The organism is Formosa algae, assembly GCF_001439665.1.
Lineage (GTDB): Bacteria > Bacteroidota > Bacteroidia > Flavobacteriales > Flavobacteriaceae > Formosa > Formosa algae.
Genome location: NZ_LMAK01000015.1, coordinates 1 through 26,423, shown reverse-complemented (window position 1 = coordinate 26,423; position 26,423 = coordinate 1). Strand labels below are relative to the sequence as shown.

The following is a 26,423-nucleotide window of genomic DNA, read 5'->3' as shown; positions in this document are numbered from 1 at the left end:
AGTTAAATGCTTTAAATTTGTAAATCAAAGATAATTTAGATTTAAGTCGTAATCAATTAAAACTTAATATTTCTCCATTTGCTAGAATATGTGGGAGCAATATTGTTTAAGATGTCTAAAAGGTCGGCAACATTTACACTTGGGCCGTCGGAAAATATACTTTCGATTTCATCGCTTTTAGCATCGAAAAATACGCGTAATAGATAAGAACTCGGTCTTCTGTTATTCATAGTCTGAAATAAACTTACAGCATAAGCCACCGCTTCTTTCCCGGCCTTTATATCTGTACTCATGTTATCTAGTCCATCTCTGTGGTACGTGTACATCACTTCTCGAAACTCTTTATAAGTCGGCGATAATATATTATCTATTAACACATATCTTGATTGCGAACCGTCTTCTAACTTCCAGCCTTTATAGCCTTCTTGCTGTGAAAAATTTACAATATCTTGTGCTAATTCTAGGTATTCGCTACCGCCTTCAAACTCGAAAGTATCGGCATCTAATCCTAAAATCATATATACATGAAAGGCAATTACAGAAATTAAATTAGACTCGTATTGTGTGGCGCTAAAATTTAAATTTTCGTATTCAGCATACTTAAACGTAAAACTCTTATCGTTGTAATTATAGATAGGCGTTGTATAAGATGCGCCATAAACGGGTCTAGTAGATTGTACCTGAATGGTACCACTAAACAAATCATTATCATAACTATTTATAATGATAATCATGCTACAGTTAATACGTTCCCCAATCTTAAAGCCTCTGTTTGTCCACTGTCTGTTATTTACAAACTCATTAAGTTGTTTTTCTAAGGTCTTAAATACTTGTACGTTTTCGTTTCCTGTTTGTTCTGCATTAACAACAATCTTACAGTTTAATTCTTGAGCAGTAAAACTCATAGAAACACAAAAAAATAGAGTAAATAAGATATTACGCATGTAGTTGATTTAATATTTCATTGAATATATCTTGAGCGACTTCTGCCTTCGATTTTAAATTAAATTCTATTATGTGTTCTTTAGCATCAATAAGCGTTATTTTATTTGTATCGGCTTTAAAACCTGCACCTTTATCATTTAAAGAATTTAACACAATAAGGTCTAAATTTTTACGCTTTAATTTGCCTTTGGCATGCTCCAACTCATTATTCGTTTCTAACGCAAAACCAACTAAAAACTGATTGCTTTTTATAGCACCTAAAAAGGCTAAAACATCTTTAGTTTTCTCTAGCTCTAAAGTTAACGCACTATCGTCCTTTTTTATTTTCTGAAGCGCAACTTCTTTTGGTTTATAATCAGCTACAGCTGCAGCACATATAGCAATATCTGCGTCTTTAAAATGCAATTGCGCCTGTTCATACATATCTTGAGCACTTATTATAGGAATAATATTTACTGCATTATGCTTAAGCGTTTGGTTGGTAGGTCCAGAAATTAAGGTTACCTCAGCACCAAGATTAGCAGCTGTTTGTGCTAATTCGAACCCCATTTTACCACTAGAATGATTTCCTATAAAACGCACAGGATCTATAGCCTCATAAGTTGGGCCAGCAGTAATCATAACTTTTTTACCATGTAAAGGTAAGTTTCCTAAAATATGCTGTTCTATAAAATACACAATATCTTCTGGTTCTGCCATACGACCTTCCCCTACTAAACCACTAGCTAATTCGCCAGAAGTTGCAGGAATCATAACATTTCCAAAACCTTGTAATTTTTCAAAAGAGTGTGCTGTAGAAGGATGCTTATACATATCTAAATCCATTGCTGGAGCAAAATACACTGGACATTTAGCAGATAAATAAGTTGCTAACAACAAATTATCGCAAGTCCCGTTTGCCATTTTAGACATAGTATTAGCTGTTGCGGGCGCAATAACTAATAGGTCGGCCCAAAGACCTAATTCTACATGACTATTCCAAACTGCGCTTTCGTCTTCATCATTATAAAACGAAGATACTACGGGATGTTTGGAGAGTGTAGATAATGTTAGGGGCGTGACAAAATCTATAGAAGCAGGTGTCATGACTACTTTAACGTCTGCACCTGCTTTTATGAATAATCTTACTAAAGAAGCTGTCTTGTAAGCCGCTATACCAGCACTAATGCCTAACAGTATCTTTTTGCCGCTTAATATTGACATAGCTTATATTTTACTGAACGTCTTCGTCAGTGTTTCTGTAGTATACTTTATGATCTAACCACTCTTGAACTGCTAAAGCATGTGGTTTTGGTAATTTTTCGTAAAATTTTGAAACTTCGATTTGCTCTTTGTTTTCAAAAATCTCTTCTAAACTATCGTTATACGTTGCAAATTCTTCTAATTTTTCAATTAGTTCCTTTTTAATCTCGGTGTTAATTTGATCTGCACGTCTAGAAATAATAGAAATTGCTTCGTATATATTTCCTGTCTGCTCATCAACCTTGTTCTTATTATACGTTACTGTATTAACAGGTGCATTGATTTTTTTTAAATCCATTATATTAACTTTTAGTGCTGTAATTTTTTAATTCTTCTACTATTACTTCGTGCTTCGTATCTGCTTCTTCTAAGAATTGAGTCTCTGAATACCCTTTCATTAAATCATCATAATAAGTGTTAGCAGATTCTAATCGTTCTTGTTTCTTACGTTCAATACTAAATATTGCCAATTGATATGCGGAATCAAATCTATAATACATAGCTTCTTCTCTTAATGCAGATCCTGGAAATTCGAACAGAAAATTATCGAACGATTTTATTGATGCTTGATAATCTTGTATTGTGTTATATTGTTTTGCTATTTCAAACGCTTTACGTTCTAATTTTGCATCTAATTCTTGTATGTATCCACTCGCTTCACTTAAATACTCTGAGCCAGGAAACTGGTTGATAAACAATTGTAACTTCTCTATAGCTTCTTTTGTACTAGCTTGATCTTTACTATAAATAGGAGATTCTTTGTAATAACTCTTAGCGGATAAAAACGAAGCTTCTTCTAACTTCTCACTATTAGGGTAAGAATCTGCAAATCGTTCAAATTGGTATCCTGCAACATAATAGTCCTTCATTCCGTAGTACGATTGCGCATACATGTACATTAGCTTTTCTGCTTGTGGTTTTCCACGGTAGCTTGGTACAATTTGAGAGAACAATCTATTTGCCTTAGAAAACTCACCTTCATTATAAAGTTGTTCTCCTAATTTAAATTTAGCACCGATATCTGTTGCTTTAAGTGTTTTTTGATATTCACCACATGAACTTAAAACAATAAACGCGAATAAAATGTATAAATATTTCCCCATAGTTTTTTAACAGAATGCAAAATTAAGCTATTCTTATTGATTTTAAAAATAATATTTTTCAGCTAAATTAAAGGATGTAATTAGGTTACAATTAGCTTTAAGTATATTTTAACTTTTAAAATAGTTACAAAAAAACATACAGCGTCTAATTAGATAAGCTTATACAGATTTAAATCTATTTATTAGCTGCCACAAATGCCCTAATTTTATCTTTCAATCTAGCAGTAGCCTCTACTAAAGGTAGTCTTACACTTGCATGACATAAGTCTAAAGCTTCGAAAACAGCTTTAATTCCTGACGGATTATTTTCCTCAAAAATATACCCTACTACATCCATTAATTTATAATGAATGGCATATGCTTCTTTAGCTTTTCCTTCTAAACCTAACTGTATCATTTTAGAAAATTGAGCAGGAACAGCCTGGCCAATTACAGAAATAACGCCAGATCCTCCAGCTAAAACAACTCCTAAAGCTAAATCGTCATCCCCAGAAATAACTAAAAAGTCTTCTGGTTTATCCTTTAATAACTTTAAATATTGTCCGATATTGTTTCCAGCCTCTTTTATGGCTACAATATTTTCAAAATCGTTTGCTAATCTAATTGTTGTTTCTGGTAACATATTTGATGCTGTTCTCCCAGGAACGTTGTACAAGACGATATTAATAGGGCAGGCTTCAGACACTGCTTTAAAGTGCTGATACACACCTTCCTGTGTTGGCTTACTATAATAAGGCGATACCGAAAGTATAGCTTCAAAAGGACTTAAATCTGTCGCTTTAATTTCTTCAACTACAGCAGCAGTATTGTTTCCTCCAATACCCAAAACTAAGGGTATACGACCGTTATTAGTTTCAGTTATGGTTTTAATTACGGCTTCCTTTTCAGCTTTAGTAACGGTAACACTTTCTCCAGTGGTTCCCATTATTACTAAATAATTGGTACCATTTTCGATATTGAAATTAACAATTTGGGTTAATGCATCATGATCTACACTAAGATCTGCCTTAAAAGGTGTAACTAGAGCAACTCCAGTACCTATTAATTTACTATTCATCTGTTTAAATTCTTTTTAATATACTTAAGTACTTTAAAAGCTCTCGCTTAAAGACTTCTATGGCATCCGGATTTACATTAATTATTAAATCGTTTAACCGTTGTTCTTCTTGTAACACCCCTATTTTTAAATCTGATTTAACTTTGGCAGTTAAGACCTTTAAATCTAAATTATCTGTAAAATAATAACTTATTAAAGCATCAAACTCATTATTTAAAAACAGCTCTAATTCGGGGTTTTTAATCTTTCCAGACCACCCTATATCTTTAGCGGTAAATACTGGAAAACCATGACCATCATTACCTTCTTCTGACATTGAAAAAGCTAAAATTTTAAAACTATTGGGTTTTATTTTTAAAAGTTTAGATATAGATTCTATAGCCTCAGTATTAGAAAACTCATCAATGTTTAATATAACTCCCAAACTTTCAATATGTTTAGAGGTGTTAGAAATCTTGCGATTTGCCAACAATTTATTAAAATACTTTTTATTAGATTTTTCCCTAAAACCTTTTAAAATCATTTATCTTTAAACTTTTTGCAAATGTAGAAAAACTATAACCATACTTCAGTAAAATTTATAAGTTTAATTATGATTTTTAAACAATTAATGGTTTGCATCTGCCTTATGTTTTTGGTAAGCTGTAAAACGAAGACATTAAATCTAACAAAAATTGAAGGTAAAGAAATTCCTATTTCAGCAGAATTACCGCCAGACCAAGACATTGCTAACTTTATTAAGCCCTATCACGATCATGTTATTAACACACTTGATAGCACTTTAGCTTATGCTCCAGAAACTTACAGTAAAGACAATGGAACATTTAATACGGCTATCGGAAATCTTATGGCCGATGTCATTTACGAGCAAGCCAATCCCATATTTAAAAGCAGAACAGGTCACGATATAGATTTTGTACTCCTAAATAAAGGTGGTATCCGAGCGCCAATTTCTAAAGGTAATATTACGTTACGTACGGCTTATGAGATTATGCCTTTTGAAAATAGTGTTGTTGTTGCTGCTATTAAAGGTAAAAATGTAAACGCCGCCATGACTTATTTAAGTCAGTCTAAAAGCGCACATCCCGTTTCTAAATTAAAACTTGCCATTAACTCTGATTTTGATGTTGTTGAAGCCTTAGTTAAAGGTAAAGCCATAGATGAAAACAAAACATATTACGTCGCTACAAACGATTATTTATATAATGGTGGAGACCATATGACGTTTTTTAAACCTAATGATAGTGTGTACGATTTAAATTATAAATTAAGAAACGCATTTATCGATTATTTTACAAAAGTAGATACTATTAATCCGGTGATAGACGACAGGTTTATCCAAATAAAATAATGTAAAGCCTTATGAAACGTAGAGACTTCTTACAACAATCTACAGTTGCAACATCGTTAGTTGCTTTAGGAGGATTAAGTTTAACCTCTTTTACGGCTGCTCCTAAAACAAAAAAAATAACCGTTTTACATACCAACGATGTGCATAGTCATATAGATCCGTTTGGACCTAACGACGGTAGAAACGCAAATCTAGGCGGTGTTGCTAAACGTGCTCGTTTAATAGACAAAATTCGTTTGGACAATCCAAACACCTTGTTATTAGATGCTGGAGATATTTTTCAAGGCACACCATATTTTAATTTTTACGGCGGGGAATTAGAGTTTAAACTCATGAGTAAACTTAAATATGACGCCGCAACTATAGGAAATCATGATTTTGATAACAGTATAGATGGATTATATGCTCAATTACCACATGCCGAGTTCCCATTCTTAATATCAAATTACGATTTCTCTAACACCATAATGGATACACACACCAAACCTTATAAAGTCTTTTCTAAAGATGGTATTAAAATAGGTGTATTTGGTGTTGGTATAGAATTACAAGGCCTTGTAGATATTGCCATGTATAAAGAAACAAAATATTTAGATCCTGTTGAAATGGCTCAAGACATGAGTCGAATTTTAAAAGAGCAGGAACAGTGCGACCTAATTATTTGCTTATCTCATTTAGGATATAAATACAATTCTGAAACAAAAATTAGTGATTTAAAATTAGCTGCCGCTACCAAAGATATCGATTTAATTATTGGCGGACATACACACACATTCCTACCTAAACCAACTATTGTAAAGAATATTGAAGGTAAAGACACACTTGTTAACCAAGTAGGATGTTACGGAATTAATCTAGGAAAAATAGATTTCTATTTTGATACTAATAAAAATAAAGCTGCAGAAGGCACATCTATTATTGTTTAATAGCATTTTGTTCTTGCTGCTTAGTAAACACGAAATTATAAGAGCGTATTTTTTGCGCTCTTTTTTTGGCTTTATTCTTTGTGACCATATAATTAAACAGAAAAATTAACCCTCCACTATATAACACACGCTCTAACAAGACTAAAGTCCAATCATAAATATAATAATTATGAATATAGAACAGGACTTCACTAAATATAAAGCATAAAGACATGACTAAATATTGAATAGTCGATTTTGTATCTGAGTTTAAATACACAGCAAAAGACACAAAGGCAAGAATGATTAAGGTAACCGTATGTAATCCAAAAAACATAACCATAATCGGATCTTTAATTATCCCATCTAAAACGGTGTATAATTGATACAATAAATAGGTATTAATTATAAAAACTACGAGTAAATAACTTCCAAGAAAGAGACCGAATTTTATCCCTTTAAATTGTGTTAACACAAGTCCTAAAAGGCTTAAATAACTAATTAAGTAAAATAGATTGCTATAATGTAGAATTTCAGGGCTATCAAAAAATATTGAAGTGAAATCTGCTAAGAACGCTGTAACCAAATAGGTAATTAAATACCAATTAATATAATTACACCTGATAAAGTAGAAAAGTATGAACACAGGTATTACTAAAGGCTTAACACACTGCAAAAGCAACTCTCTATCTGTTACTGTAGCAAATATATTAACGCCTATTAGAAGACATAAGACCGATATAAAGATCTTACTATAATTAAATTTAATCCAGTTCTTCAAAATAAACAATCATAAGTAGGTTGAGCAAACATACAACAATACGTCGGATTTATCATGCGCTTTATCGAAAAAATAGTAATAATTCGATGAACTACATTTATGAAGAATAATAAAAAAATTAGATGTAAATTATAATTAATCTAACTCCACCATCTTTACATTTTTGGTAGCATTCTGAATGGCAAATAGATAAAAGCACATAAAGCCAGACACTATTAAAAGAAAGCATATTATGTTTAGTGAAATTTCTTCTGAAGGAAATCTTGTTACATATTGAATAATTTCTGAGAAAAACACACAAAGTGCTCCAATAAACAAAAAGAAAGACCTAGTATTATCTTTATACAAATAATTAATAAACGCTACATTTAATAATATTAATATAACTAGATTATACACAAACTCTAAAACAATAGATGCCGTTGTATCTTCTAAAGGAAGCGCGTCTGCTTCTAAAGTGATAGTCCCTACATATTTTGAAGTTTCTTGTGCTCCTATTACTGTTTCTGTAGAAGGAGAATTAATTGCTAAATCACCATTTACTAAGGAAAACAATACATAAGAGTTTAATAATAATAAAATAATTATGGTAAGATTAAATCGAGGGATTATATCTTTATAATACATCCCCTTAAAGACTCCAAAAATTAATGACATATACGCAGATATGTACAAAAAGTTCCCTAAAAAGTAAATTAAATTCTCATGCAAATATTCAGTTTCACTAAAGAAAGCTAAAATATGAGCTAAAGAAAATAATGTTAAAAATGCAGTAAAATATAGTTTAGGATTTTTATGAGTAGATAAATAGAACACACAAATAAAAGGCACAACTAAGGCCATAATAACATTTGAAAAATTATACAATTCAGCACACTGTAAAAACAAATACGATACACTTAAAATGATTAATATAATTAATATTAAATATGTTTTCCTCATAAATATGTACATAGACAAGCTAACAAATATAATTATTAATAATTAAACTTGAAGACTTCGAGCAAGAACATGTAAAATTTTAAAACATTACTAAACATTTAACAATTGTAAAAAATCGTTTTCAGATAAAATTTCAATTCCGAGTTTCTCTGCTTTTGCACGTTTACTAGGCCCCATTTTGTCTCCCGCAACCACAAAACTAGTTTTTGAGGAAATAGAACTTCCAACTTTACCTCCGTTATCTTCTATCATTTTTTTAAGTTCGTCTCGAGATACAGTTGTAAAAACTCCAGATACTACAAAAACTTTTCCTGCTAATTCATCAGATTGATTCGCTAAGGCTTCTACTGAAATCTCAAGAGACACTCCAAAAGCTTTTAAACGGTCAATAATTATTTTATTTTCATCTGATTGAAAAAACGCAACAACACTCTTTGCTATCTTTACACCAATCTCATCTACATTTACCAAAGTCTCTTCGGTAGCTTCTGCAATTGCATCAATATACTTAAAATGCTTAACTAGTTTTTTAGCAACTGTTTCACCTACATAACGAATACCTAAGGCGTATAACACACGCTCAAATGGCACTTGTTTAGATAGCTCGATGCCGTTAATTAAATTATCAGCACTTTTTTCTGCCATACGCTCTAGCGGAAGAACATCGTCTTTTGTTAATTCATATAAATCTGAATAATTATGAATCAAGTCTTCATTAACTAACAATGCTACAGTCTCTCCTCCTAGCCCATCAATATCCATTGCTTTTCTTGAAATAAAATGCTGAATACGACCAATAATTTGAGGCTTACACCCATTGTAATTCGGACAGTAATGCTGTGCTTCACCCTCTTGTCTTACTAATTCTGTATGGCATTCTGGGCAATGTGTAATATATATTGTAGGCTGAGAATCTGCTGGACGCTGCGTTAAATCGACAGCTATAATTTTAGGTATAATCTCACCTCCTTTTTCAACAAAAACTTCATCGCCTTCACGAATATCTAGCTTTGCAATTTGGTCTGCATTATGCAAAGAGGCTCGCTTTACTGTGGTTCCTGCTAATTCTACAGGTTCTAAATTAGCCACAGGTGTAATTGCACCTGTTCGACCAACCTGATATGTAATTTCGTTTAATCGAGTAGATACTTGTTCTGCTTTAAACTTGTAAGCCATAGCCCATCGTGGCGCCTTAGCAGTATACCCTAATTCGTCTTGATGCTGAAAACTATTCACCTTTATAACCACACCATCTGTTTCGTATGGTAAATCGTGTCGATGCACATCCCAATATTCTATAAATTCAAAAACTTCGTCTATAGAATGCACTAATTTTGCTGCACTAGGCACTTTAAATCCCCAGTCTCTTGCTTTTTGTAAGCCTTCTATTTGCGACTGAATATTTAAATTCCGTCCAATAATAGTATACAATAAACACTCTAGAGGACGCTTAGCCACCTCGCTACTATCTTGTAATTTTAAACTACCTGAAGCCGTATTTCTCGGATTTCGATAGGGTTCTTCTCCAATCTCAATCCGATCTTCATTCATTTTATTGAAACCATCAAATGGCAACACAATTTCCCCTCTAATATCAAACTTCTCCGGATAATCACCTTTCAGTTTTAAAGGCACCGATTTTATGGTTTTTATATTCGCCGTGACTTCATCACCTTGCACACCATCGCCTCGAGTCACTGCTTTGGTAAGCACACCGTTTTCGTAAGTTAAACTTATGGAAGCACCATCGTATTTTAATTCACAAGTATAAAACACATCGCCATCCACCATTTTTTTCACACGTTGTTCCCATGCCAACAAATCGTCTTTAGAATATGAATTATCTAAAGAATACATGCGATAATCGTGAACTACAGTGTTAAAGTTTTTAGTAATTGTGCCCCCAACGCGGTTAGTCGGAGAATTTTCGTCGTAAAACTCAGGATGCTTAGCTTCTAAATCCTGTAGTGATTTTAGTTTCATGTCGAACTCAAAATCACTAATTTCACTCTGATCTAGAACGTAATATTTATAGTTATAATTGTTTAATTCGTCTCTTAATTGCTGAATTTGTGCTTCAATTGTCATACTTACAATCTATCTTTATTTAACCATTTTGGAGCAGGTAATGGCTTGTAATTATTCATTTTTTCTAATAAACCATCTATAGTATCATCTACAACAACAGCTTCTAAATTTTCTTGTTTTAAAAAGCCACGAGCAACCATGGTATCACATTGCGCTAGTAAATTATCGAAAAACCCATTAATATTTAAAATCCCAATTGGTTTTACATGAAGACCTAATTGTCCCCAAGTTGTAATTTCAAAAAATTCATCCATGGTTCCAAATCCGCCAGGAAGCACCATAAATCCATCCGATTTTTCATACATAATTACTTTACGTTCGTGCATATTATCGGTTACGATAAGTTCTGTTAATTTTGGATGTACAATTTCCTTTGTTTCTAAAAACCCAGGAATAATACCCAAAACGTCACCTTGAGCCTCTAACACACCACGAGCAATTTCACCCATAATCCCAATTTTAGCAGCTCCGTAAACTAATTTTATGTGTTGTTCTCCAAACGTTTTACCAAGTTGATACGCTTCAGAGATAATTTTTGAATCGGAGCCTTCACTCGATCCGCAAAATACAGCTATAGATTTCATAATTCTTTTATGCCTTTAATCATTCTATTTCGTTTAAACATATCTTGTCGCAATTCTACATGCGTAAAAGTATGGGCTTTTAATAAATCGACCATTTCATCGCCTAAAAACTCATTGATTTCGAAAAATAACAATCCGTCGTTTACCAAATTATCTTTAGCCAATTTTGTAATGGCTTTATAAAACTTAAGCGGATCGTGATCTTCTACAAATAAAGCAAGGTGTGGTTCATGATCTAACACATTTGCTTTCATTTGAAGCTTTTCTAAATCGCGAACATACGGCGGATTAGACACAATAACATCAAACGGTAATTTAAAATGTGCATTTTTATAAGTCTCTACAGATAAAATATCGGCATGTATAAAATTCACATCAACCTTATTATGTTTAGCATTCTGTGTTGCAACAGCAAGAGCATCTTCACTAACATCAACCGCATAAACTTCAGCATTATTAAACTTTTTAGCCAACGATATTGCAATACATCCACTCCCTGTACCAATGTCTAAAATCCGTAAAGGCTTTGTTGTTTGTCCCAATTCAGATTCTATAATCCATGCCACTAATTCTTCTGTTTCTGGTCTAGGAATTAATACCGAATTATTCACTTGAAACTCCATGCCGTAAAACTCTGTAGATTTTAATACATACTGAATGGGTTCATGGCGTTTTAAAGATTCCAAGGCATCTAACACAGGAATAGCTTCAGTTTCAGATATACTGTAATCCGGTTCGAGTGCTAAAGTTATTCGTTTAAAATTGAAATAATATTCGCATACCATAAAAAAGAAGTGGTCTACTTCTCTAGAATCATAGTCTCCATCTAAAGCGTGATGAAAGGTCTCTTGTAGCGTTTTTAATTTCATAATGCTTTTGTCATCCAAACATTACACGAATAATGCCCTGTATTTCCTAAAGGTCCTTCTAAGTTTTTAAAACCAGTCTTTTTATATAAAGCTGTAGCAGACGTCATATATGGTAAAGTCTCTAAATAGCACGTTTTAAATCCTAGGGTTTTAGCATATTCTAAACAGGTATGCATCATTTTAGAACCAACTCCTTTTCCTCTTGCAACATCTAAAAAATACATTTTCTGAAGTTCGCAAACACCTTCTGCTTCTGGTAAAGGTGCAATTCCGGCTCCTCCAATAATTTTATTATGGTCTTCCACCACAAAATAAACCATATTTGGATTATTGTAGGCTTCAAACATATCATTCAAGGCTTCATCTTCATAAGCCGTGCCCACTTTTGGCACACCAAATTCAACCAATACCGTGCGAATCACCTCTGCGACTTGCTGATTATCTTTTGTTTGAATTTCTCTTATCTCGAAATGGCTCATACTCGTTTTTAATCTTATTTTTGTGATGTGAAGATACATGAAAAATACATAAATCGCTGTATAGAAATTGCCAAAAACGGACTTGGAACCACACGACCAAACCCAATGGTAGGGTGTGTTATAGTGTACAACGATAAAATTATAGCTGAAGGTTTTACGAGTCCTTATGGCGGACCTCATGCCGAAGTAAATGCCATTCAATCGGTTACAGATAAATCTATTTTACAAAACGCGACCTTATATGTTACACTAGAACCGTGTTCTCATTTTGGAAAAACACCTCCTTGTAGCGACCTTATTATTTCGCATAAAATTCCTAAAGTTGTTATCGGAACTATAGATGATAATTCTCTAGTGGCCGGTCGAGGTATTAAAAAATTACAAAATGCTGGGTGCGATGTTGTTGTTGGCGTTTTGGAAGCAGAATGCAAAGAACACCACAAACGTTTTTTTACCTTTCACAATAAAAAAAGACCATACATTATATTAAAATGGGCTCAGTCTGCAGATGGATTTTTATCTCCTGAAACAAAAGACGAGCAAAAACCCGTTTGGATTACTAATCCATATTCTAGACAACTAGTTCATAAATGGCGCGCAGAAGAACAAGCCATTTTAGTGGGTGGAAATACGGTATTACAAGACAATCCGAGTTTAACTGTTCGCGAATGGACCGGTTTACAACCTACACGAGTTGTTATAGACAAGTATAATAATTTACCTGATACAGCAGCAGTCTTTAATACATCTGCTAAAACCATAAAATTAACAAAAACTGACTTAGATTTTTCTAAACCTTTAGCTACTCAAATCTGTGAAAAATTACATGAGTACAATATAAACTCTATAATAATTGAAGGAGGACATAACACCCTACAAGATTTTATAGATGAAAACCTTTGGGATGAAGCTCGTATATTTTACGGCACAAATCTGTTTATGGAAGGCACAAAAGCTCCATTTATAAAAGGAAGCTTGACTTCCGAAACCAAACTATTAAACGATACTTTAAAATATTACATTAATGATTAAGACAATAATTTTCGATTTTGGCGACGTATTTATCAATTTAGATAAAGTAGGAGCTCTGGAACAAGCACTTCTAAACTTTAAGTTAGAAAACATTCCAGAAGACATGGTTCATATTAATAGTTTGTATGAAATGGGATTGATTGATAATTCTGAATTTTTAGAGTTTTACGAAACATCGTTCCCTGAAATTACTAAAGATAAAATTATAGAGATCTGGAACTCCATATTAAAAGATTTTCCTCATCATCGTTTAGAGTTTTTAAAATCACTTTCAGAAAGTAAAAAATACAAACTTATTTTATTAAGTAATACTAACGATTTACATATAGAATTTGTAAAAAGTTATGTGCCATTTTTTAAAGAATTTGAAAGTTACTTTGACGTCTTTTACTTATCGCACGAAATTAATCTTAGAAAACCGAATCCAGATATTTACGAATTCGTTTTAAAAGAAAACAATTTAATAGCTTCGGAAACCTTATTTGTAGACGATCTTAAAGAAAATACTGAAAGCGCAGAAAAACTAGGTATCAATACTTGGAACATAATTCCAGGAAAAGAAGATGTTACCACGCTATTTGAAACAAAAAAAGAATTATTTAGCTAATTTTTGGAAGTACAAGACACATACAACACCATTTTAAAGCCGTCTGAAGAAACACTATTTAAAGAAAAGAATAGCAAGTTTTTTGGATATGCTATTCCGGTTAAGACCGAAGACGATGTAAAAGCACAGTTAGAAGCTATAAAAAAACAACATCACTCCGCTAGGCATTGGTGTTACGCTTATCAAATAGGTACAGAAGACATTGCTTATCGCGCAAACGACGATGGCGAACCTAATAATTCTGCCGGAATGCCTATCTACGGACAAATTCAATCTTTTAATGTCACCAATGTTTTAATAGTTGTGGTTCGTTATTTTGGAGGGGTTAAATTAGGCGTTGGAGGTTTAATTAGCGCTTATAGAACATCTGCACAATTAAGTTTAGAAGCTTCTAAAATTGTAGAACGCACTATAAATATAGATTACCTTATTATATATGATTATAAAAACATGAATAAGGTGATGCGTATTATTAAGGAGAAAAATATAAACGTAACACATCAGAAATTAGAGTTGCGTTGCGAACTCACTATTTCTGTCAGAAAAAAAGATGCTGAAGCTATTTTTAATAGTTTTAGCACCCTATTTGAGGTTGAAATAAAACAACTGTAAGATTATTCAGGTATTAAATCCAATATATATTTCGGACATTTTATTGGACGCTTTGTTTCCATATTAATAAATGCCAAAACTGTGTTCGCTAAAACTAACAATTCTCCCTTCTGATTTGTGATTTCAAAATCAAAATCGATCTTAACAGAAGGTTGTTTTTTTAGTATCGTTTTCACTTTAATTACCTCGTCGTAAAAAGCTGATTTTTTGTAGTTTAAAGACATTGAAATTACAGGTAACATAATACCTTTATCTTCCATCTCTTTATAAGACACACCAAGCGACCTTAACCACTCAGTCCGCGCCATTTCTAGGTACAACGCATAATTACCGTGATGCACCACCCCCATTTGATCGGTTTCACCATATCGCACTCTTATTTCTATTTCATCAATTATCATAGTAAAGTATCATTATTTTTTCGTAGCTTAGAAAGCCTGATAAACATGAGGAAAAAAATCTTTAAATTCAATAGCAAAGCATTTTTTTTTTAAGATTTTTGTTCACATATTTGTCAAACCAAAAAACGAGAGATTATTTCAACATCTCTTATTAACTTTAACTAAAAAATCTTTTAAATTATAATGAGTGTAACTGCGCAATCGGTATGGAATAACTGTCTCGAATTTATAAAAGATAATATCCAACCGCAAGCATATAAAACATGGTTTGAACCTATTGCCGCAGTTAAGCTAACGGACAATGCGCTAAGCATACAAGTTCCTAGCAAATTTTTCTACGAGTGGTTGGAAGAACACTATGTTAAAATTTTAAAAGTAGCATTAACTAAGGAGTTAGGTGAAAAAGCCAAATTGGTTTACATTATTAAAATGGAAAACACATATGGCAACAAACAACCGTTTACAGAACGTATTCCGAGTTCAAGCAGATCTGCTGTTAAAGCTCAAGATGTAGATATTCCACTTAACAATAAAAACCCAGAATTACGTAACCCGTTTATTATTCCAGGTATTAGAAATGTTAAGATAGAGTCTCAACTTAATCCTAATTACAGTTTCGAAAATTTTTTAGAAGGCGATTCTAACCGTTTGGCAAGAAGTGCTGGTTTAGCAGTTTCTGCAAAACCGGGAGGAACTTCTTTTAATCCACTATTAATTTTTGGAGGCGTTGGTCTTGGAAAAACCCATTTAGCACATGCTATTGGAGTTGAAATTAAAGATAAATACCCTGAAAAAACAGTCTTATATATATCTGCTGAAAAGTTTACGCAACAATATATAGATTCGGTTAAGAAGAATAATAGAAACGATTTTATTCATTTCTATCAAATTATAGATGTTTTAATTATTGACGATGTTCAATTTTTATCTGGTAAAACAGGAACACAAGATGTGTTTTTCCACATTTTTAATCACTTACACCAAAATGGTAAACAAGTGATTTTAACAAGTGATAAAGCGCCTGTAGATATGCAAGATATTGAACAACGTTTACTATCTCGTTTTAAATGGGGACTATCTGCAGAATTGCAAAGCCCAGATTTTGAAACACGCGTGTCTATCTTAAACAACAAATTATATCGTGACGGTGTAGATATGCCTGAAGAGATTGTTGAATATGTAGCGAAACACATTAAAACAAATGTAAGAGAATTAGAAGGTGCTATCATCTCGTTAATTGCTCAATCGTCTTTCAATAAAAAAGAAATCACTCTAGATCTTGCAAAGCAAATTGTAGAAAAATTTGTAAAAAACACAAAACGCGAAGTCTCTATAGATTACATACAAAAAGTAGTCTCAGATTATTTCCAAATGAATGTAGATACGTTGCAGTCTAAAACAAGAAAGCGACATATTGTACAGGCTAGACAATTAGCTATGTTTTTTGCTAAAAAATATACAAAAGCATCATTAGCAAGTATCGGGTCACAAATTGGAAAACGTGATCACGCTACCGTACTTCATGCTTGTAAAACAGTTGATAACTTATCGACTACAGACAAGCAATTTAAAAAGTACGTAGAAGATATTACTAAAAAACTTTCTGTTTAAAACATATTACAATGACTAAAATACTCATGGTTTGCCTTGGAAATATCTGCCGATCTCCATTGGCAGAAGGTATTTTACGTTCTAAATTACCTTATGAAGATTTTGTTGTAGATTCTGCAGGAACATCTAGTTACCATATTGGATCTCATCCAGATAATCGCTCTATAACCGTTGGCAACAAATACGGCATCAATATTTCTAATTTAATGGGAAGACAATTTTCTGTTAGAGATTTTGACGATTTTGATATCATCTACGCTATGGATCGTGCTAATTACAGAGACATCTTACACCTAGCTCGACATGATAACGATAAACAAAAGGTAAAAATGATTTTGAATGAAGTATACCCAAATCAAGATTATGATGTTCCCGATCCTTATCACGGCGGAACTCATGGTTTTGAAAACGTGTACAAAATGTTAGATGAAGCTTGCGATATTATTGCTGACAATTTAAAATAACACCACTTAGTACGATATTTAAAACTGACAAAATTTTACAGCTATGAAATCTTCTTTAGGAAAACTTTACCTTATTCCAACCACTTTAGGCGATAACGAACCTTTAGAAGTATTACCCATTTCTGTAAAAACTATCATTGAAAATACAACGGTTTTTATTGTTGAAAATGAAAAAACAGCTAGACGTTTTATTAAACGCATCTCACCAGACACTGTACAATCTGATTTAAAAATGTTTCATTTAAACAAATTCACAGAATCTAGCGATTTACCTAGTTTCTTGGAACCTTGTTTAGCAGGTACAAATGTTGGATTGCTATCTGAAGCTGGCTGTCCTAGTGTTGCCGACCCTGGATCTGATGTTGTAAAAATTGCCCATGAACAAGGTGTACAAGTAGTCCCTTTAGTTGGCCCATCTTCTATACTATTAGCACTAATGAGTTCTGGCATGAATGGTCAAGGCTTTTCTTTTAATGGATATTTACCCATAGATAAGAGTGAAAGAAAACAGGAGTTAAAACGCTTAGAACGTTTATCTTTTGATCATAATCAGTCACAGATTTTTATTGAAACTCCGTATCGTAACAATAAAATGCTAGAAGATCTTTCTAACACACTAGGCAAAAACACTATGGTGTGTGTGGCATGTGATATTACATTACCTACAGAGTTTATTAAAACCAAACCTGCTTCAGAATGGTCTAAAAACACTGAAGACCTCCATAAGAGGCCTTCAATTTTTATAATCCATAAAAGTTAAAAAACTTAAGCTTTACTCACTTTCGCTTTTTTGTTTGGTTTCACAAAAGAAGTATCGTAACCCGAAAACTTCTTCATGTAATACTCAATTGTTGTTCCGTATGCATCAGAAAAACTTGTAGAACCATGACTCCTTAAGTATTTCTTTACATTTCCTGGTCCAGATAAATGTGCTGCTGCAAGTATTCCCGATTCGGTTATTACAACGCCATTAATTCTTTTCCCTACATAATTTTTAATGTCTCGACGTAAAATCCATTTATTACGTTCTGCATTTGCTAAAAATGCTTTTTCTTGTAATTCTGGATTTTTTAGAAACTGTACCGGATTATGTATTCCGATTATTTTTAATGTTTCTTTTCCAAATTGGTATTTTCCTAAATACCCTAGTGTATTAACTGTAAAATAATTACCTCTAGATTCTTTAAAACCTAAAGCTTCTTTAAAACCAACATAGGTCTTTCCTAATGATGGTGAAAATGAACTTGCAATATCTGTTTTTAATGCTTCTGCATTGTTGTGGCTAACACTATCATTAACCATGTTGTAATTTAAGGCTATGCCTTTTGTTAAATAACTGTCCCCTACTTTAAAGGTCTCTTCTGTTGAAAATGAATAAAAAGCCAAAGAACATATTGCAAGAATTACGAATAAGTAACTTCCAATATTTTTTATCATACCATTTAATTTCTTCAGGCAAGTAAATAAAGTTTACCTGAAAATTTCAGTCGGCAAATGTACAACATATTTTATTAATTTGAAAATTAATCATTTAACACCAAAATACCCCTATTATTCGCCTAAAAATGTACGTTTTAACCGAGCTCAGAGCCTGTTTAGAACTCAATTTCATGTAAGACAAGTATTACATAAATTATTGTTAAAATTCTAATTTTTATAATTATTGTCTAATTCCTTGACGATTTAGGTAGTTCTGATAGGCTCTTGCATTAGCATTATGCTGACTTAAATTCTTAGCAAATCTATGGTAACCTATGCGTTCAGCATCAGCTGCAAAATAATAATACCCATGATTTTCGGCATTTAAAACAGCATTAATAGCGGTAAGGTCTGCCATAGCAATTGGCCCTGGAGGTAATCCGTTATATATATACGTGTTATATGGAGATTCTATCGTTTTATGTTTGTTTAACACACGTTTAATTAGGGTGTTTTTGTATTCTGGTAATTGGTAAGCAGCAAATTTAAGAGTAGGATCTGCTTGCAAAGGCATCCCAACTTTTAATCTATTTAAATACACACCTGCAATTCTAGGCTGCTCGTCTGCTGCTTTAGACTCTTCGTGAACAATAGATGCTAAAGTAATAACTTCGTTAGGTGTTAAACCAATGGCTTTTGCTTTGTCAAGTCTAGTCGCGTTCCAAAATCTATTATACTCCGTTAACATGCGGTCTCTAAACTGTACACCAGAAGTATTCCAGAAAAACTCATAACTATTGGGAATATACATACCTAATAGCGTTGCTGTTGTGAATTTATTTGTAGCTAAAAACAGAGAATCCTTCATGGCTACAACTAAAGACAAACTATCGGCTTCTATTTGAGCAGATACACGTCCTGCTAATTTTTCAATACTTTCTTGATTATTAAAAGCAACTTGAATTGGAATATTTTTAATACGAATAGAGTTTATAATATCATTATTATTCATGTCTTTTGTAAGACTAAACTTTCCTGCTTTAATATGTGTAGTGTATTGCTTACGTTCAGCCAAAGCATCAAAGGTTCCAATATCTTTTAATAAAGGCTTTAATTGTTCGCGTACATCTTGATAAGTAGCTCCTGTTGGAATATATACATAAGCTGTTTCATTATTAAAAGCCGTATTAGGCTTAAACATAGCAGAATACACATAATTTGCAAAAAACGCAGCAACTACTAGTCCAAGAAGCACTATGGCAACTATAATTTTTTTAATATACATTAGCTATTAATTAGTTGTAAAAGAAATTCGTTTTTATAAGTACCGTTTACAAAGTTCCAGTCTTTTTTTAAACCGACGTTTTGAAACCCTTGTTTGGTGAATAATTTAAGACTTGCTGTATTATCTTCAGAGATATTACAATATACTTGATGTAATTGAAGTTGTGTAAAACAATAATTAACTAAGAGAGAGAGTGCTTCACTCCCTAAGCCTTGAGCGCGCTTAGCTGCATTAGTAATTAAAATACCGATACCGGCTTTTCGGTTCTGAAATTCAAAATCGAAAACATCTATCAAACCAATTGTATTTTCATTATAATCTGAAATGACTAAGCGTAATTGCTTGGCTTCATAAATATCTAAATGTGCTTGCTCTAAATATTGTTTTATTAAAAATTTAGAATATGGTGTTTGCGTATTACTAAGTTCCCAGATAGACTCATCATTTTCAACTTCATGAATAAAATCTAAATCTTCGGGTTCCAAAGCACGCAAATACACATGTTCTCCTTTTAAGGTTACCATGCTATCTCGCCTTTAAAAACTTGTTTTGCAGGTCCTGTTAACCATACATTATTATATCCTGATTCTGTTTTAGTAAAAGACACCTTTAATTCTCCGCCTTGTACTTTTAAATGTACCGTATTATCTGGAGTTTCTCCTAAATAATTCATGGCAATAGCAACTGCAGTAACTCCCGTACCGCAAGATAAGGTTTCATCTTCTACACCTCTTTCATAAGTTCTGACTTGAAACTCATTGCTAGAAATTTTCTTAACAAAATTTACATTAGTGCCTTCCTTATAATAAGGAGCACCGTTTCTTATATTTCTACCAATCGTTTTAATATCGAAAGATGCAATATTATCTTCAAATTGCACATGATGTGGTGAACCTGTATTTAAAAACACATAAGATTTATGATCTTCTACAGTAGGTACATCTTGCATTTGCAATTGCACTAAATCTCCATCAAACACCACATGATGCATCCCATCGATAGCTTCAAAAGATGCTTTTTTATCAATAACATTTAAATCTTTAGCAAATTGAGACAAACAACGTCCGCCATTTCCACACATGGTACTTTCGTTACCATCGGCATTATAATACACCATTTTAAAATCGGCTTCGTCATGATTTTCTAATAAAATTAAACCATCTGCTCCAATTCCAAAACGTCTATCACATAGTCGATTAATAAGCGCTGTATCTTGTTTATTGAATGTATTTAGACGATTATCAATCATCACAAAATCATTCCCTGTTCCTTGGTATTTGTAAAAAGTATGTGTCATAATTAGCAGCAAATATAGGAATATTTAGCTATTAATTCGTGTGTTAAAAACTCTTTAATAGTAAGTTAAATAGCGTTAAAGAATTACTAGCATACACCATAAAGAATTAATTTTAATCTTTATTATTTAATAACCTAAATTACACTAAACATGAAAAAAATATTAACCTTAGTCTTTGTTTCAGCTTTAGGTGGCTTGTTAACTCTTGGCGCCTATAAAATGTTTTTGGAAAATGAAGATGCTTTAGTGATTACTAAAACAGAATCTCGTCCTTCAAATTTTTTACCTACTACAAATGTAGCTAATACCAATATGATAAATAATGCACCCGATTTTACTACGGCTGCAGAAAATACAGTACACAGTGTTGTGCACGTAAAAAACACTTCAATTGTTTCTGGACAAATGACCTATAAAGACTTATTCTTAGGTAGAAGTTCTGCAAGACCTCAAGTAGGTACAGGATCTGGAGTTATTATTTCACCAGACGGTTATATTATTACAAACAATCATGTTATTAATAATTCTCAAGAACTTACTGTTACATTAAATGACAATAGAGAATACAATGCTACAATTATTGGTAGCGATGATAAAACAGATATTGCTTTACTAAAAATTGATACCGAAGAAGATTTACCATATACCACATTTGGAGATAGCGATCAGGCAAAATTAGGAGAATGGGTACTTGCTGTTGGGAATCCTTTTAATTTAACATCTACAGTTACGGCTGGTATAATTAGTGCAAAATCTAGAGATTTAACGGGAGATAGTTACCAATCGTTTATACAAACAGATGCTGCTGTTAATCCAGGAAATTCTGGTGGTGCTTTAGTAAATGCTAACGGAGATTTAATAGGAATAAACACTGCAATATCTTCGCAAACGGGATCTTATATTGGATACTCTTTTGCCGTACCTAGTAATATAGCAAGAAAAGTAATTGAAGATATTATGGAGTACGGTAACGTACAGAATGGAATTTTAGGTGTGACTGGAGGTGCTTTAAATAATGCTTTTGCTGAAAAATTAAACATTGATGATACCGAAGGTTTTTATGTAGATAATGTTGAAGAAGGTTCTGGAGCTCAAGTTTCGGGTATAGAAAAAGGCGATATTATTAAAAAAGTAGATCAAGTAAAAATTAGAAAATTTGCAGATCTTAGAGGACATTTAAATACTAAACGTCCAGATGATGTAGTGAATGTTACAATTCTAAGAGATGGTGATTTAAAAGAAATTCCTGTAACCTTAATTAGAAATCAAACTTTTACCATGCCATTAGTTGGTGTTATTAAGAATACAGATAAAAAAGATCTTAAAAAATTCAACTTAGATAATGGTGTCAAAATTATAAGACTTAATGATGAATATGCCCAATATTGGAAACAAAACGGCATTATGGAAGGTACAATTATTACCGCTATAAATACTCAAAAAGTAAATAGTATAGACGATGTACAAACCATACTTAAAAACAAATCACCTTACGAACCTTTGCAAATTGAATTAATAAACGCAAATGGAGAAAAAGAGCGTTACAATTTTAGATAATAATTTAAACGCATTGAATTCGTTTAAAATAAAACCTTCTAGATATTCTAGGAGGTTTTATTTTTTTTAAAAACATTTACGAAAACGTTTGAAATCTTTTACTTTTGTATCAGATATAAACAACTAACTAAAAATTAAATCAATGAGTTTTAACGAAACTTATGAAAAAGAATTGGCTTTTCAAGCCGATAGAAGACGAGCTACAGTAAAATTTATTAAAATAGTAAGCGACCTTTGGTACGATAAAGCGATAGAACTTGTACTGTTCAGAAATCAACTTATAGACCGTAATGTGAGTGAGATTTTAAACTTGCATGAATACGCTGGACAATTTGTACAAAAACCCATTTCTGTATTCGATTCTGTAGAAATTGCGCAAGCCATTAAAAAATTAGACTTACCTCCTGCTAAACTGGATATTGGAAAGTTAACTTTTGAATTTAAATCTGAAGACCAGCACCACCACAATGCCACCTCTTTTATTGTTGACAAACTTAAAGATGCTAAAAAAAATGGTCCAATAACACCTAAAGATGTTGTACTATATGGTTTTGGAAGAATTGGACGCTTAGTTGCTAGAGAGTTAATGACAAGAACTGGAGCTGGAAATCAGCTGCGTTTACGAGCGATTGTAACTCGCGGTAAAATAGATCAAACGGTATTAGAAAAAAGAGCATCACTTTTAAGAAACGATTCTATACATGCAGATTTTTCGGGAACAGTAACTGTAGATGCCCTAAACGACGCCCTAATAATTAACGGAACTACAGTTAAAATTATTTCAGCAAATAATCCTGAAGATATTGATTATACAGCTTACGGTATAAATAATGCTCTAGTGATAGATAATACTGGAGCTTTTAGAGATCAAGAAGCATTAAGCAGACATTTACATGCAAAGGGTGTAAACAAAGTATTATTAACTGCTCCTGGAAAAGGCATACCCAATATTGTACATGGAGTAAATCATTTAGAATATAAGCCCGATGCAGTTAATATTTTTTCTGCAGCATCATGCACAACAAATGCCATCACTCCTATTCTAAAAGTAATAGAAGATGTTTATGGTGTAAAACATGGCCATTTAGAAACCATTCATGCCTATACTAACGATCAGAATTTGGTCGATAATTTTCATAATAAATATCGTCGCGGAAGAGCTGCTGCTTTAAATATGGTAATTACAGAAACTGGTGCCGGAAAAGCAGTCTCTAAAGCACTACCAAGTTTAGAAGGTAAATTAACGTCTAACGCCATACGTGTTCCTGTGCCTAACGGCTCTTTAGCCATATTAAATTTAGAATTAAACACAGAAACTAGTCTAGAAGAATTAAATTCTACTATTAAAAAGAGTGCTTTAGAAGGCCCATTAGTAGAACAAATTAAATATGAACTTAATGATGAGTTGGTCTCTAGTGATATTGTAGGAAGTTCTGCTCCTGCTATTTTTGACAGTAAGGCCACAATTGTAAGACCGAATAACAAAAATGTGATTTTATATATTTGGTACGATAACGAATATGGTTATAGCCATCAGGTAGTTAGGTTAGCAAAATACATTTCTAAAGTAAGACGTTATACATATTATTAATAGAAAGCATCCGTTTATAAAATTCTAACGTATATATAAAACCGCACTATAGTGAGGTTTTTTGCAAATTTAAGTGCAGAACTTAAACATTATTTTTTAAATTCGTGACATCCAAAAAAAATCCAAATAAGATTTCTATAATGAATGTAGTAAAAACCATAGCAACCACTTTAATTACGTGTCTGCTTACCATTACGTTATCAGCACAAACAAATACTGAAACAGAATCCGATTCAAATTTATCTTTAAATGAAGGAACTTTAGATAACCAATTTGAATTCATCATTCAAAAATCAAATAATTATCAGAATTATAAAGTCGTTAAAAAAGTATGGTTACAAACATTAAAATCTCATACTCTAGATTCTTTACAAGCCATTAGAAAAGATTTAGTTGAAACACAAACAATCGTAGATCAACAGGCTAAAGAAATTGCGACATTAAAATCTAAATTAAACGAAACTCAAAACACGCTAGATCTTACAAATCAAGAAAAAGATAGCATGGAGTTTTTAGGAATGCAATTAAGCAAAACCACTTATAATACTTTTATATGGTCTATTATTGGCGGACTTTTAATTTGTTTATTATTCTTTATCTATAAATTTAGAAACAGTAATTCGGTAACAAAAGAAGCCAAACGTATGCTTTCAGAAATAGAAGAAGAATTTGACGAGCACCGTAAAACAGCTTTAGAAAGAGAACAAAAAGTACGCAGACAATTACAAGATGAGCTAAATAAACAAAAAGGCAACGCTTAAAACATATACAGTCACGTAATCACAGAAAAGTCCATACAACATGTATGGACTTTTTTGTTAATCACAATTGCACAATAAATATCTTCGGTTTTTAAATCCATTCTTCGCATCTTTGCATTTGATTTAATAGGAAGCCATGCGCATAGATATCATTACCGTTTTACCCGAATTACTTAAAAGTCCGTTTGAAGCATCTATTTTAAAACGAGCAATTGATGCTAATTTAGTCGAAGTCCATTTTCATAATTTAAGAGATTATACTACAGATAACTATAAAACTATAGACGATTATCAGTTTGGAGGAGGTGCCGGAATGGTTATGCTTATAGAACCTATTGATAAATGCATTTCCAAATTAAAATCTGAGCGAGATTACGACGAGGTAATTTATATGACTCCAGATGGAGAGACATTAAAACAAGGTATGGCTAACACTTTATCTCTAAAAGAAAATATCATTATTCTTTGCGGTCATTATAAAGGTGTAGACCAACGCGTACGTGATTTGTTTGTCACTAAAGAAATATCTATCGGAGATTATGTGCTTTCTGGAGGGGAATTGGGAGCAGCAGTATTGTGCGATTCAATCATAAGATTAATACCAGGTGTTTTGGGTAACGAAACTTCTGCTTTAACAGATTCTTTTCAAGATAACTTACTAGCTCCACCTATTTATACACGCCCAAGAGAGTATAAAGGATTAAAAGTTCCTGAAATTTTATTTACAGGTAATTTTCCTAAAATAGAGAAATGGCGTGAAGATCAAGCTTTTGAGCGAACCAAAACACGTAGGCCTGATCTTTTAGACGACTAATATTTTTTTAAACACTTAGTGTTGCAGATAAGAAATAAATCACTATTTTTGCAGCCAATTTCGAACCAACCTCTGGCGAAAATCGTGAATGTTGCTTTGGATTAACTATAATTAAATAATAAAGATATGGAATCTTTAATAAAATTTGTACAAGACGAATTTGTAACAAAAAAAGAATTCCCAGCATTCGGAGCTGGAGACACAATTACTGTGTACTACGAAATTAGAGAAGGTGAAAAAGTACGTACTCAGTTTTTTAGAGGTGTAGTGATTCAAAAAAGAGGAACAGGTGCTTCTGAAACATTCACAATCAGAAAAATGTCTGGTACTGTAGGTGTAGAACGTATCTTCCCTGTAAACATGCCAGCTTTACAAAAAATAGAGATCAACAAAAAAGGTAAAGTGCGTAGAGCTCGTATCTTCTACTTTAGAGGTCTTACTGGTAAAAAAGCAAGAATTAAAGAAAGAAGAAACAAATAATCTTCACTTTATAATATTAAAAAGTCCTAACAATTTTGTTAGGACTTTTTTTATGAACAAAAGTTAATAACCCCGGTTTATAAGTTGTTGATATCTAAAATGTTAAAACTGCTTGAAAAACTAATAATATTTCTTATCTTTATAGA

At 32.5% G+C, this 26,423-nt stretch carries 30 protein-coding genes; 13 read left to right on the top strand and 17 right to left on the bottom strand.

What is annotated here, in order from left to right; translation table 11 throughout:
- Nucleotides 1-56: 56 nt before the first annotated feature.
- The 6 genes from porD to AST99_RS06310 all read right to left on the bottom strand — a co-directional run bounded on the left by porD (nt 57) and on the right by AST99_RS06310 (nt 4,870).
- Complete coding sequence (gene porD / locus AST99_RS06335; RefSeq protein ID WP_057780348.1) at nt 57-944, bottom strand: type IX secretion system protein PorD; 888 nt, start codon at nt 942-944, stop codon at nt 57-59.
- Nucleotides 937-2,148, bottom strand: coding sequence for a bifunctional phosphopantothenoylcysteine decarboxylase/phosphopantothenate--cysteine ligase CoaBC (gene coaBC / locus AST99_RS06330; RefSeq protein WP_057780346.1), 1,212 nt, complete (start codon nt 2,146-2,148; stop codon nt 937-939). Before coaBC ends, porD begins: the two co-directional genes overlap by 8 nt.
- A gap of 10 nt (nt 2,149-2,158) precedes the next feature.
- Entirely contained in the window at nt 2,159-2,485 is a 327-nt protein-coding gene (locus tag AST99_RS06325) for a DNA-directed RNA polymerase subunit omega (RefSeq protein ID WP_057780344.1), read from the bottom strand.
- Nucleotides 2,486-2,489: 4 nt separating this feature from the next.
- On the bottom strand, nt 2,490-3,290 hold the full coding sequence (locus tag AST99_RS06320; RefSeq protein WP_057780342.1) for an outer membrane protein assembly factor BamD: 801 nt from the start codon (nt 3,288-3,290) through the stop codon (nt 2,490-2,492).
- A gap of 175 nt (nt 3,291-3,465) precedes the next feature.
- The gene (dapA, locus tag AST99_RS06315; protein WP_057780340.1) at nt 3,466-4,347 is read right to left on the bottom strand and encodes a 4-hydroxy-tetrahydrodipicolinate synthase; all 882 of its coding nucleotides are present in this window, start codon (nt 4,345-4,347) and stop codon (nt 3,466-3,468) included.
- Nucleotides 4,348-4,351: 4 nt separating this feature from the next.
- Nucleotides 4,352-4,870 (bottom strand): DUF6913 domain-containing protein, encoded by a 519-nt coding sequence (locus tag AST99_RS06310; protein WP_057780338.1) that lies wholly within the window; start codon nt 4,868-4,870, stop codon nt 4,352-4,354.
- Between the two features lie 69 nt (nt 4,871-4,939).
- On the opposite strand from AST99_RS06310, the gene AST99_RS06305 reads away from it, so the two are divergent.
- Both AST99_RS06305 and AST99_RS06300 read left to right on the top strand, forming a co-directional pair.
- The gene (locus tag AST99_RS06305) at nt 4,940-5,698 is read left to right on the top strand and encodes a 5'-nucleotidase C-terminal domain-containing protein (RefSeq protein WP_057780336.1); all 759 of its coding nucleotides are present in this window, start codon (nt 4,940-4,942) and stop codon (nt 5,696-5,698) included.
- Between the two features lie 11 nt (nt 5,699-5,709).
- Complete coding sequence (locus AST99_RS06300; RefSeq protein WP_057780335.1) at nt 5,710-6,624, top strand: bifunctional metallophosphatase/5'-nucleotidase; 915 nt, start codon at nt 5,710-5,712, stop codon at nt 6,622-6,624.
- Here AST99_RS06300 and AST99_RS06295 read toward each other — a convergent pair.
- From AST99_RS06295 to AST99_RS06270, 6 genes are all read right to left on the bottom strand, one after another.
- A complete protein-coding gene (locus AST99_RS06295) occupies nt 6,614-6,994 on the bottom strand; it encodes a hypothetical protein (protein WP_103192725.1) in 381 nt (126 codons plus the stop codon). The genes AST99_RS06300 and AST99_RS06295 overlap by 11 nt on opposite strands.
- Before the next feature lie 525 nt (nt 6,995-7,519).
- On the bottom strand, nt 7,520-8,041 hold the full coding sequence (locus tag AST99_RS18845; protein WP_157486316.1) for a hypothetical protein: 522 nt from the start codon (nt 8,039-8,041) through the stop codon (nt 7,520-7,522).
- A gap of 375 nt (nt 8,042-8,416) precedes the next feature.
- Nucleotides 8,417-10,414 (bottom strand): NAD-dependent DNA ligase LigA, encoded by a 1,998-nt coding sequence (gene ligA / locus AST99_RS06285; protein ID WP_057780329.1) that lies wholly within the window; start codon nt 10,412-10,414, stop codon nt 8,417-8,419.
- Nucleotides 10,415-10,416: 2 nt separating this feature from the next.
- Nucleotides 10,417-10,998 carry an LOG family protein gene (locus tag AST99_RS06280; protein ID WP_057780327.1) on the bottom strand — a complete coding sequence of 194 codons (582 nt, stop codon included), beginning with the start codon at nt 10,996-10,998 and terminating at the stop codon, nt 10,417-10,419.
- Entirely contained in the window at nt 10,995-11,867 is an 873-nt protein-coding gene (prmC, locus tag AST99_RS06275; RefSeq protein ID WP_057780325.1) for a peptide chain release factor N(5)-glutamine methyltransferase, read from the bottom strand. Before prmC ends, AST99_RS06280 begins: the two co-directional genes overlap by 4 nt.
- On the bottom strand, nt 11,864-12,346 hold the full coding sequence (locus AST99_RS06270) for a GNAT family N-acetyltransferase (protein WP_083495615.1): 483 nt from the start codon (nt 12,344-12,346) through the stop codon (nt 11,864-11,866). The genes prmC and AST99_RS06270 overlap by 4 nt, the downstream gene beginning before the upstream one ends.
- 27 nt (nt 12,347-12,373) lie before the next feature.
- Between AST99_RS06270 and ribD the strand changes: the two genes are divergently transcribed.
- The 3 genes from ribD to AST99_RS06255 are packed head-to-tail and all read left to right on the top strand — an operon-like array spanning nt 12,374 to nt 14,597.
- Complete coding sequence (ribD, locus tag AST99_RS06265; protein ID WP_057780323.1) at nt 12,374-13,378, top strand: bifunctional diaminohydroxyphosphoribosylaminopyrimidine deaminase/5-amino-6-(5-phosphoribosylamino)uracil reductase RibD; 1,005 nt, start codon at nt 12,374-12,376, stop codon at nt 13,376-13,378.
- On the top strand, nt 13,371-13,985 hold the full coding sequence (locus AST99_RS06260; protein WP_057780321.1) for an HAD family hydrolase: 615 nt from the start codon (nt 13,371-13,373) through the stop codon (nt 13,983-13,985). Before ribD ends, AST99_RS06260 begins: the two co-directional genes overlap by 8 nt.
- Nucleotides 13,986-13,988: 3 nt before the next feature.
- Nucleotides 13,989-14,597 carry an IMPACT family protein gene (locus AST99_RS06255; RefSeq protein WP_057780319.1) on the top strand — a complete coding sequence of 203 codons (609 nt, stop codon included), beginning with the start codon at nt 13,989-13,991 and terminating at the stop codon, nt 14,595-14,597.
- 2 nt (nt 14,598-14,599) lie between these two features.
- Here the strand turns inward: AST99_RS06255 and AST99_RS06250 are convergent, their stop codons facing one another.
- A complete protein-coding gene (locus tag AST99_RS06250) occupies nt 14,600-14,998 on the bottom strand; it encodes an acyl-CoA thioesterase (protein WP_057780317.1) in 399 nt (132 codons plus the stop codon).
- Nucleotides 14,999-15,181: 183 nt separating this feature from the next.
- On the opposite strand from AST99_RS06250, the gene dnaA reads away from it, so the two are divergent.
- From dnaA to AST99_RS06235, 3 genes are read left to right on the top strand one after another with little or no spacing between them, the layout of a single operon-like run.
- Nucleotides 15,182-16,609, top strand: a complete 1,428-nt coding sequence (gene dnaA / locus AST99_RS06245; protein ID WP_057780315.1) for a chromosomal replication initiator protein DnaA — start codon at nt 15,182-15,184, stop codon at nt 16,607-16,609.
- A gap of 11 nt (nt 16,610-16,620) precedes the next feature.
- Nucleotides 16,621-17,073, top strand: coding sequence for a low molecular weight protein-tyrosine-phosphatase (locus AST99_RS06240; RefSeq protein WP_057780313.1), 453 nt, complete (start codon nt 16,621-16,623; stop codon nt 17,071-17,073).
- Between the two features lie 43 nt (nt 17,074-17,116).
- Nucleotides 17,117-17,833: an SAM-dependent methyltransferase gene (locus AST99_RS06235; protein WP_057780311.1), complete on the top strand. Its 717-nt coding sequence runs from the start codon at nt 17,117-17,119 to the stop codon at nt 17,831-17,833.
- Between the two features lie 5 nt (nt 17,834-17,838).
- Here AST99_RS06235 and AST99_RS06230 read toward each other — a convergent pair whose 3' ends face one another.
- From AST99_RS06230 to dapF, 4 genes are all read right to left on the bottom strand, one after another.
- Nucleotides 17,839-18,510, bottom strand: coding sequence for a hypothetical protein (locus AST99_RS06230; protein WP_057780309.1), 672 nt, complete (start codon nt 18,508-18,510; stop codon nt 17,839-17,841).
- Nucleotides 18,511-18,733: 223 nt separating this feature from the next.
- Complete coding sequence (gene mltG, locus AST99_RS06225) at nt 18,734-19,777, bottom strand: endolytic transglycosylase MltG (RefSeq protein ID WP_057780307.1); 1,044 nt, start codon at nt 19,775-19,777, stop codon at nt 18,734-18,736.
- Nucleotides 19,777-20,301: a GNAT family N-acetyltransferase gene (locus AST99_RS06220; protein ID WP_057780305.1), complete on the bottom strand. Its 525-nt coding sequence runs from the start codon at nt 20,299-20,301 to the stop codon at nt 19,777-19,779. The genes mltG and AST99_RS06220 overlap by 1 nt, the downstream gene beginning before the upstream one ends.
- The gene (dapF, locus tag AST99_RS06215) at nt 20,295-21,074 is read right to left on the bottom strand and encodes a diaminopimelate epimerase (RefSeq protein ID WP_057780303.1); all 780 of its coding nucleotides are present in this window, start codon (nt 21,072-21,074) and stop codon (nt 20,295-20,297) included. The genes AST99_RS06220 and dapF overlap by 7 nt, the downstream gene beginning before the upstream one ends.
- Nucleotides 21,075-21,224: 150 nt before the next feature.
- Here dapF and AST99_RS06210 point away from each other — a divergent pair, with 150 nt between their 5' ends.
- The 5 genes from AST99_RS06210 to rplS all read left to right on the top strand — a co-directional run bounded on the left by AST99_RS06210 (nt 21,225) and on the right by rplS (nt 26,277).
- Entirely contained in the window at nt 21,225-22,631 is a 1,407-nt protein-coding gene (locus AST99_RS06210; RefSeq protein WP_057780301.1) for a trypsin-like peptidase domain-containing protein, read from the top strand.
- A gap of 142 nt (nt 22,632-22,773) precedes the next feature.
- Nucleotides 22,774-24,222, top strand: coding sequence for a glyceraldehyde-3-phosphate dehydrogenase (locus AST99_RS06205; protein ID WP_057780299.1), 1,449 nt, complete (start codon nt 22,774-22,776; stop codon nt 24,220-24,222).
- 140 nt (nt 24,223-24,362) lie between these two features.
- On the top strand, nt 24,363-24,983 hold the full coding sequence (locus AST99_RS06200; RefSeq protein ID WP_057780458.1) for a hypothetical protein: 621 nt from the start codon (nt 24,363-24,365) through the stop codon (nt 24,981-24,983).
- A 136-nt stretch (nt 24,984-25,119) separates the two neighbouring features.
- The gene (gene trmD, locus AST99_RS06195; protein WP_057780297.1) at nt 25,120-25,797 is read left to right on the top strand and encodes a tRNA (guanosine(37)-N1)-methyltransferase TrmD; all 678 of its coding nucleotides are present in this window, start codon (nt 25,120-25,122) and stop codon (nt 25,795-25,797) included.
- A 126-nt stretch (nt 25,798-25,923) separates the two neighbouring features.
- A complete protein-coding gene (gene rplS / locus AST99_RS06190) occupies nt 25,924-26,277 on the top strand; it encodes a 50S ribosomal protein L19 (protein ID WP_057780295.1) in 354 nt (117 codons plus the stop codon).
- Nucleotides 26,278-26,423 lie beyond the last annotated feature (146 nt).

Bases quoted from the DNA above. Each gene is read 5' to 3' on its own strand.
- porD (WP_057780348.1), bottom strand. From the start codon at position 944: ATGCGTAATATCTTATTTACTCTATTTTTTTGTGTTTCTATGAGTTTT.
- coaBC (WP_057780346.1), bottom strand. From the start codon at position 2,148: ATGTCAATATTAAGCGGCAAAAAGATACTGTTAGGCATTAGTGCTGGT.
- AST99_RS06325 (WP_057780344.1), bottom strand. From the start codon at position 2,485: ATGGATTTAAAAAAAATCAATGCACCTGTTAATACAGTAACGTATAAT.
- AST99_RS06320 (WP_057780342.1), bottom strand. From the start codon at position 3,290: ATGGGGAAATATTTATACATTTTATTCGCGTTTATTGTTTTAAGTTCA.
- dapA (WP_057780340.1), bottom strand. From the start codon at position 4,347: ATGAATAGTAAATTAATAGGTACTGGAGTTGCTCTAGTTACACCTTTT.
- AST99_RS06310 (WP_057780338.1), bottom strand. From the start codon at position 4,870: ATGATTTTAAAAGGTTTTAGGGAAAAATCTAATAAAAAGTATTTTAAT.
- AST99_RS06305 (WP_057780336.1), top strand. From the start codon at position 4,940: ATGATTTTTAAACAATTAATGGTTTGCATCTGCCTTATGTTTTTGGTA.
- AST99_RS06300 (WP_057780335.1), top strand. From the start codon at position 5,710: ATGAAACGTAGAGACTTCTTACAACAATCTACAGTTGCAACATCGTTA.
- AST99_RS18845 (WP_157486316.1), bottom strand. From the start codon at position 8,041: ATGTCATTAATTTTTGGAGTCTTTAAGGGGATGTATTATAAAGATATA.
- ligA (WP_057780329.1), bottom strand. From the start codon at position 10,414: ATGACAATTGAAGCACAAATTCAGCAATTAAGAGACGAATTAAACAAT.
- AST99_RS06280 (WP_057780327.1), bottom strand. From the start codon at position 10,998: ATGAAATCTATAGCTGTATTTTGCGGATCGAGTGAAGGCTCCGATTCA.
- prmC (WP_057780325.1), bottom strand. From the start codon at position 11,867: ATGAAATTAAAAACGCTACAAGAGACCTTTCATCACGCTTTAGATGGA.
- AST99_RS06270 (WP_083495615.1), bottom strand. From the start codon at position 12,346: ATGAGCCATTTCGAGATAAGAGAAATTCAAACAAAAGATAATCAGCAA.
- AST99_RS06260 (WP_057780321.1), top strand. From the start codon at position 13,371: ATGATTAAGACAATAATTTTCGATTTTGGCGACGTATTTATCAATTTA.
- AST99_RS06250 (WP_057780317.1), bottom strand. From the start codon at position 14,998: ATGATAATTGATGAAATAGAAATAAGAGTGCGATATGGTGAAACCGAT.
- dnaA (WP_057780315.1), top strand. From the start codon at position 15,182: ATGAGTGTAACTGCGCAATCGGTATGGAATAACTGTCTCGAATTTATA.
- AST99_RS06240 (WP_057780313.1), top strand. From the start codon at position 16,621: ATGACTAAAATACTCATGGTTTGCCTTGGAAATATCTGCCGATCTCCA.
- AST99_RS06235 (WP_057780311.1), top strand. From the start codon at position 17,117: ATGAAATCTTCTTTAGGAAAACTTTACCTTATTCCAACCACTTTAGGC.
- AST99_RS06230 (WP_057780309.1), bottom strand. From the start codon at position 18,510: ATGATAAAAAATATTGGAAGTTACTTATTCGTAATTCTTGCAATATGT.
- mltG (WP_057780307.1), bottom strand. From the start codon at position 19,777: ATGTATATTAAAAAAATTATAGTTGCCATAGTGCTTCTTGGACTAGTA.
- AST99_RS06220 (WP_057780305.1), bottom strand. From the start codon at position 20,301: ATGGTAACCTTAAAAGGAGAACATGTGTATTTGCGTGCTTTGGAACCC.
- dapF (WP_057780303.1), bottom strand. From the start codon at position 21,074: ATGACACATACTTTTTACAAATACCAAGGAACAGGGAATGATTTTGTG.
- AST99_RS06210 (WP_057780301.1), top strand. From the start codon at position 21,225: ATGAAAAAAATATTAACCTTAGTCTTTGTTTCAGCTTTAGGTGGCTTG.
- AST99_RS06205 (WP_057780299.1), top strand. From the start codon at position 22,774: ATGAGTTTTAACGAAACTTATGAAAAAGAATTGGCTTTTCAAGCCGAT.
- AST99_RS06200 (WP_057780458.1), top strand. From the start codon at position 24,363: ATGAATGTAGTAAAAACCATAGCAACCACTTTAATTACGTGTCTGCTT.
- trmD (WP_057780297.1), top strand. From the start codon at position 25,120: ATGCGCATAGATATCATTACCGTTTTACCCGAATTACTTAAAAGTCCG.
- rplS (WP_057780295.1), top strand. From the start codon at position 25,924: ATGGAATCTTTAATAAAATTTGTACAAGACGAATTTGTAACAAAAAAA.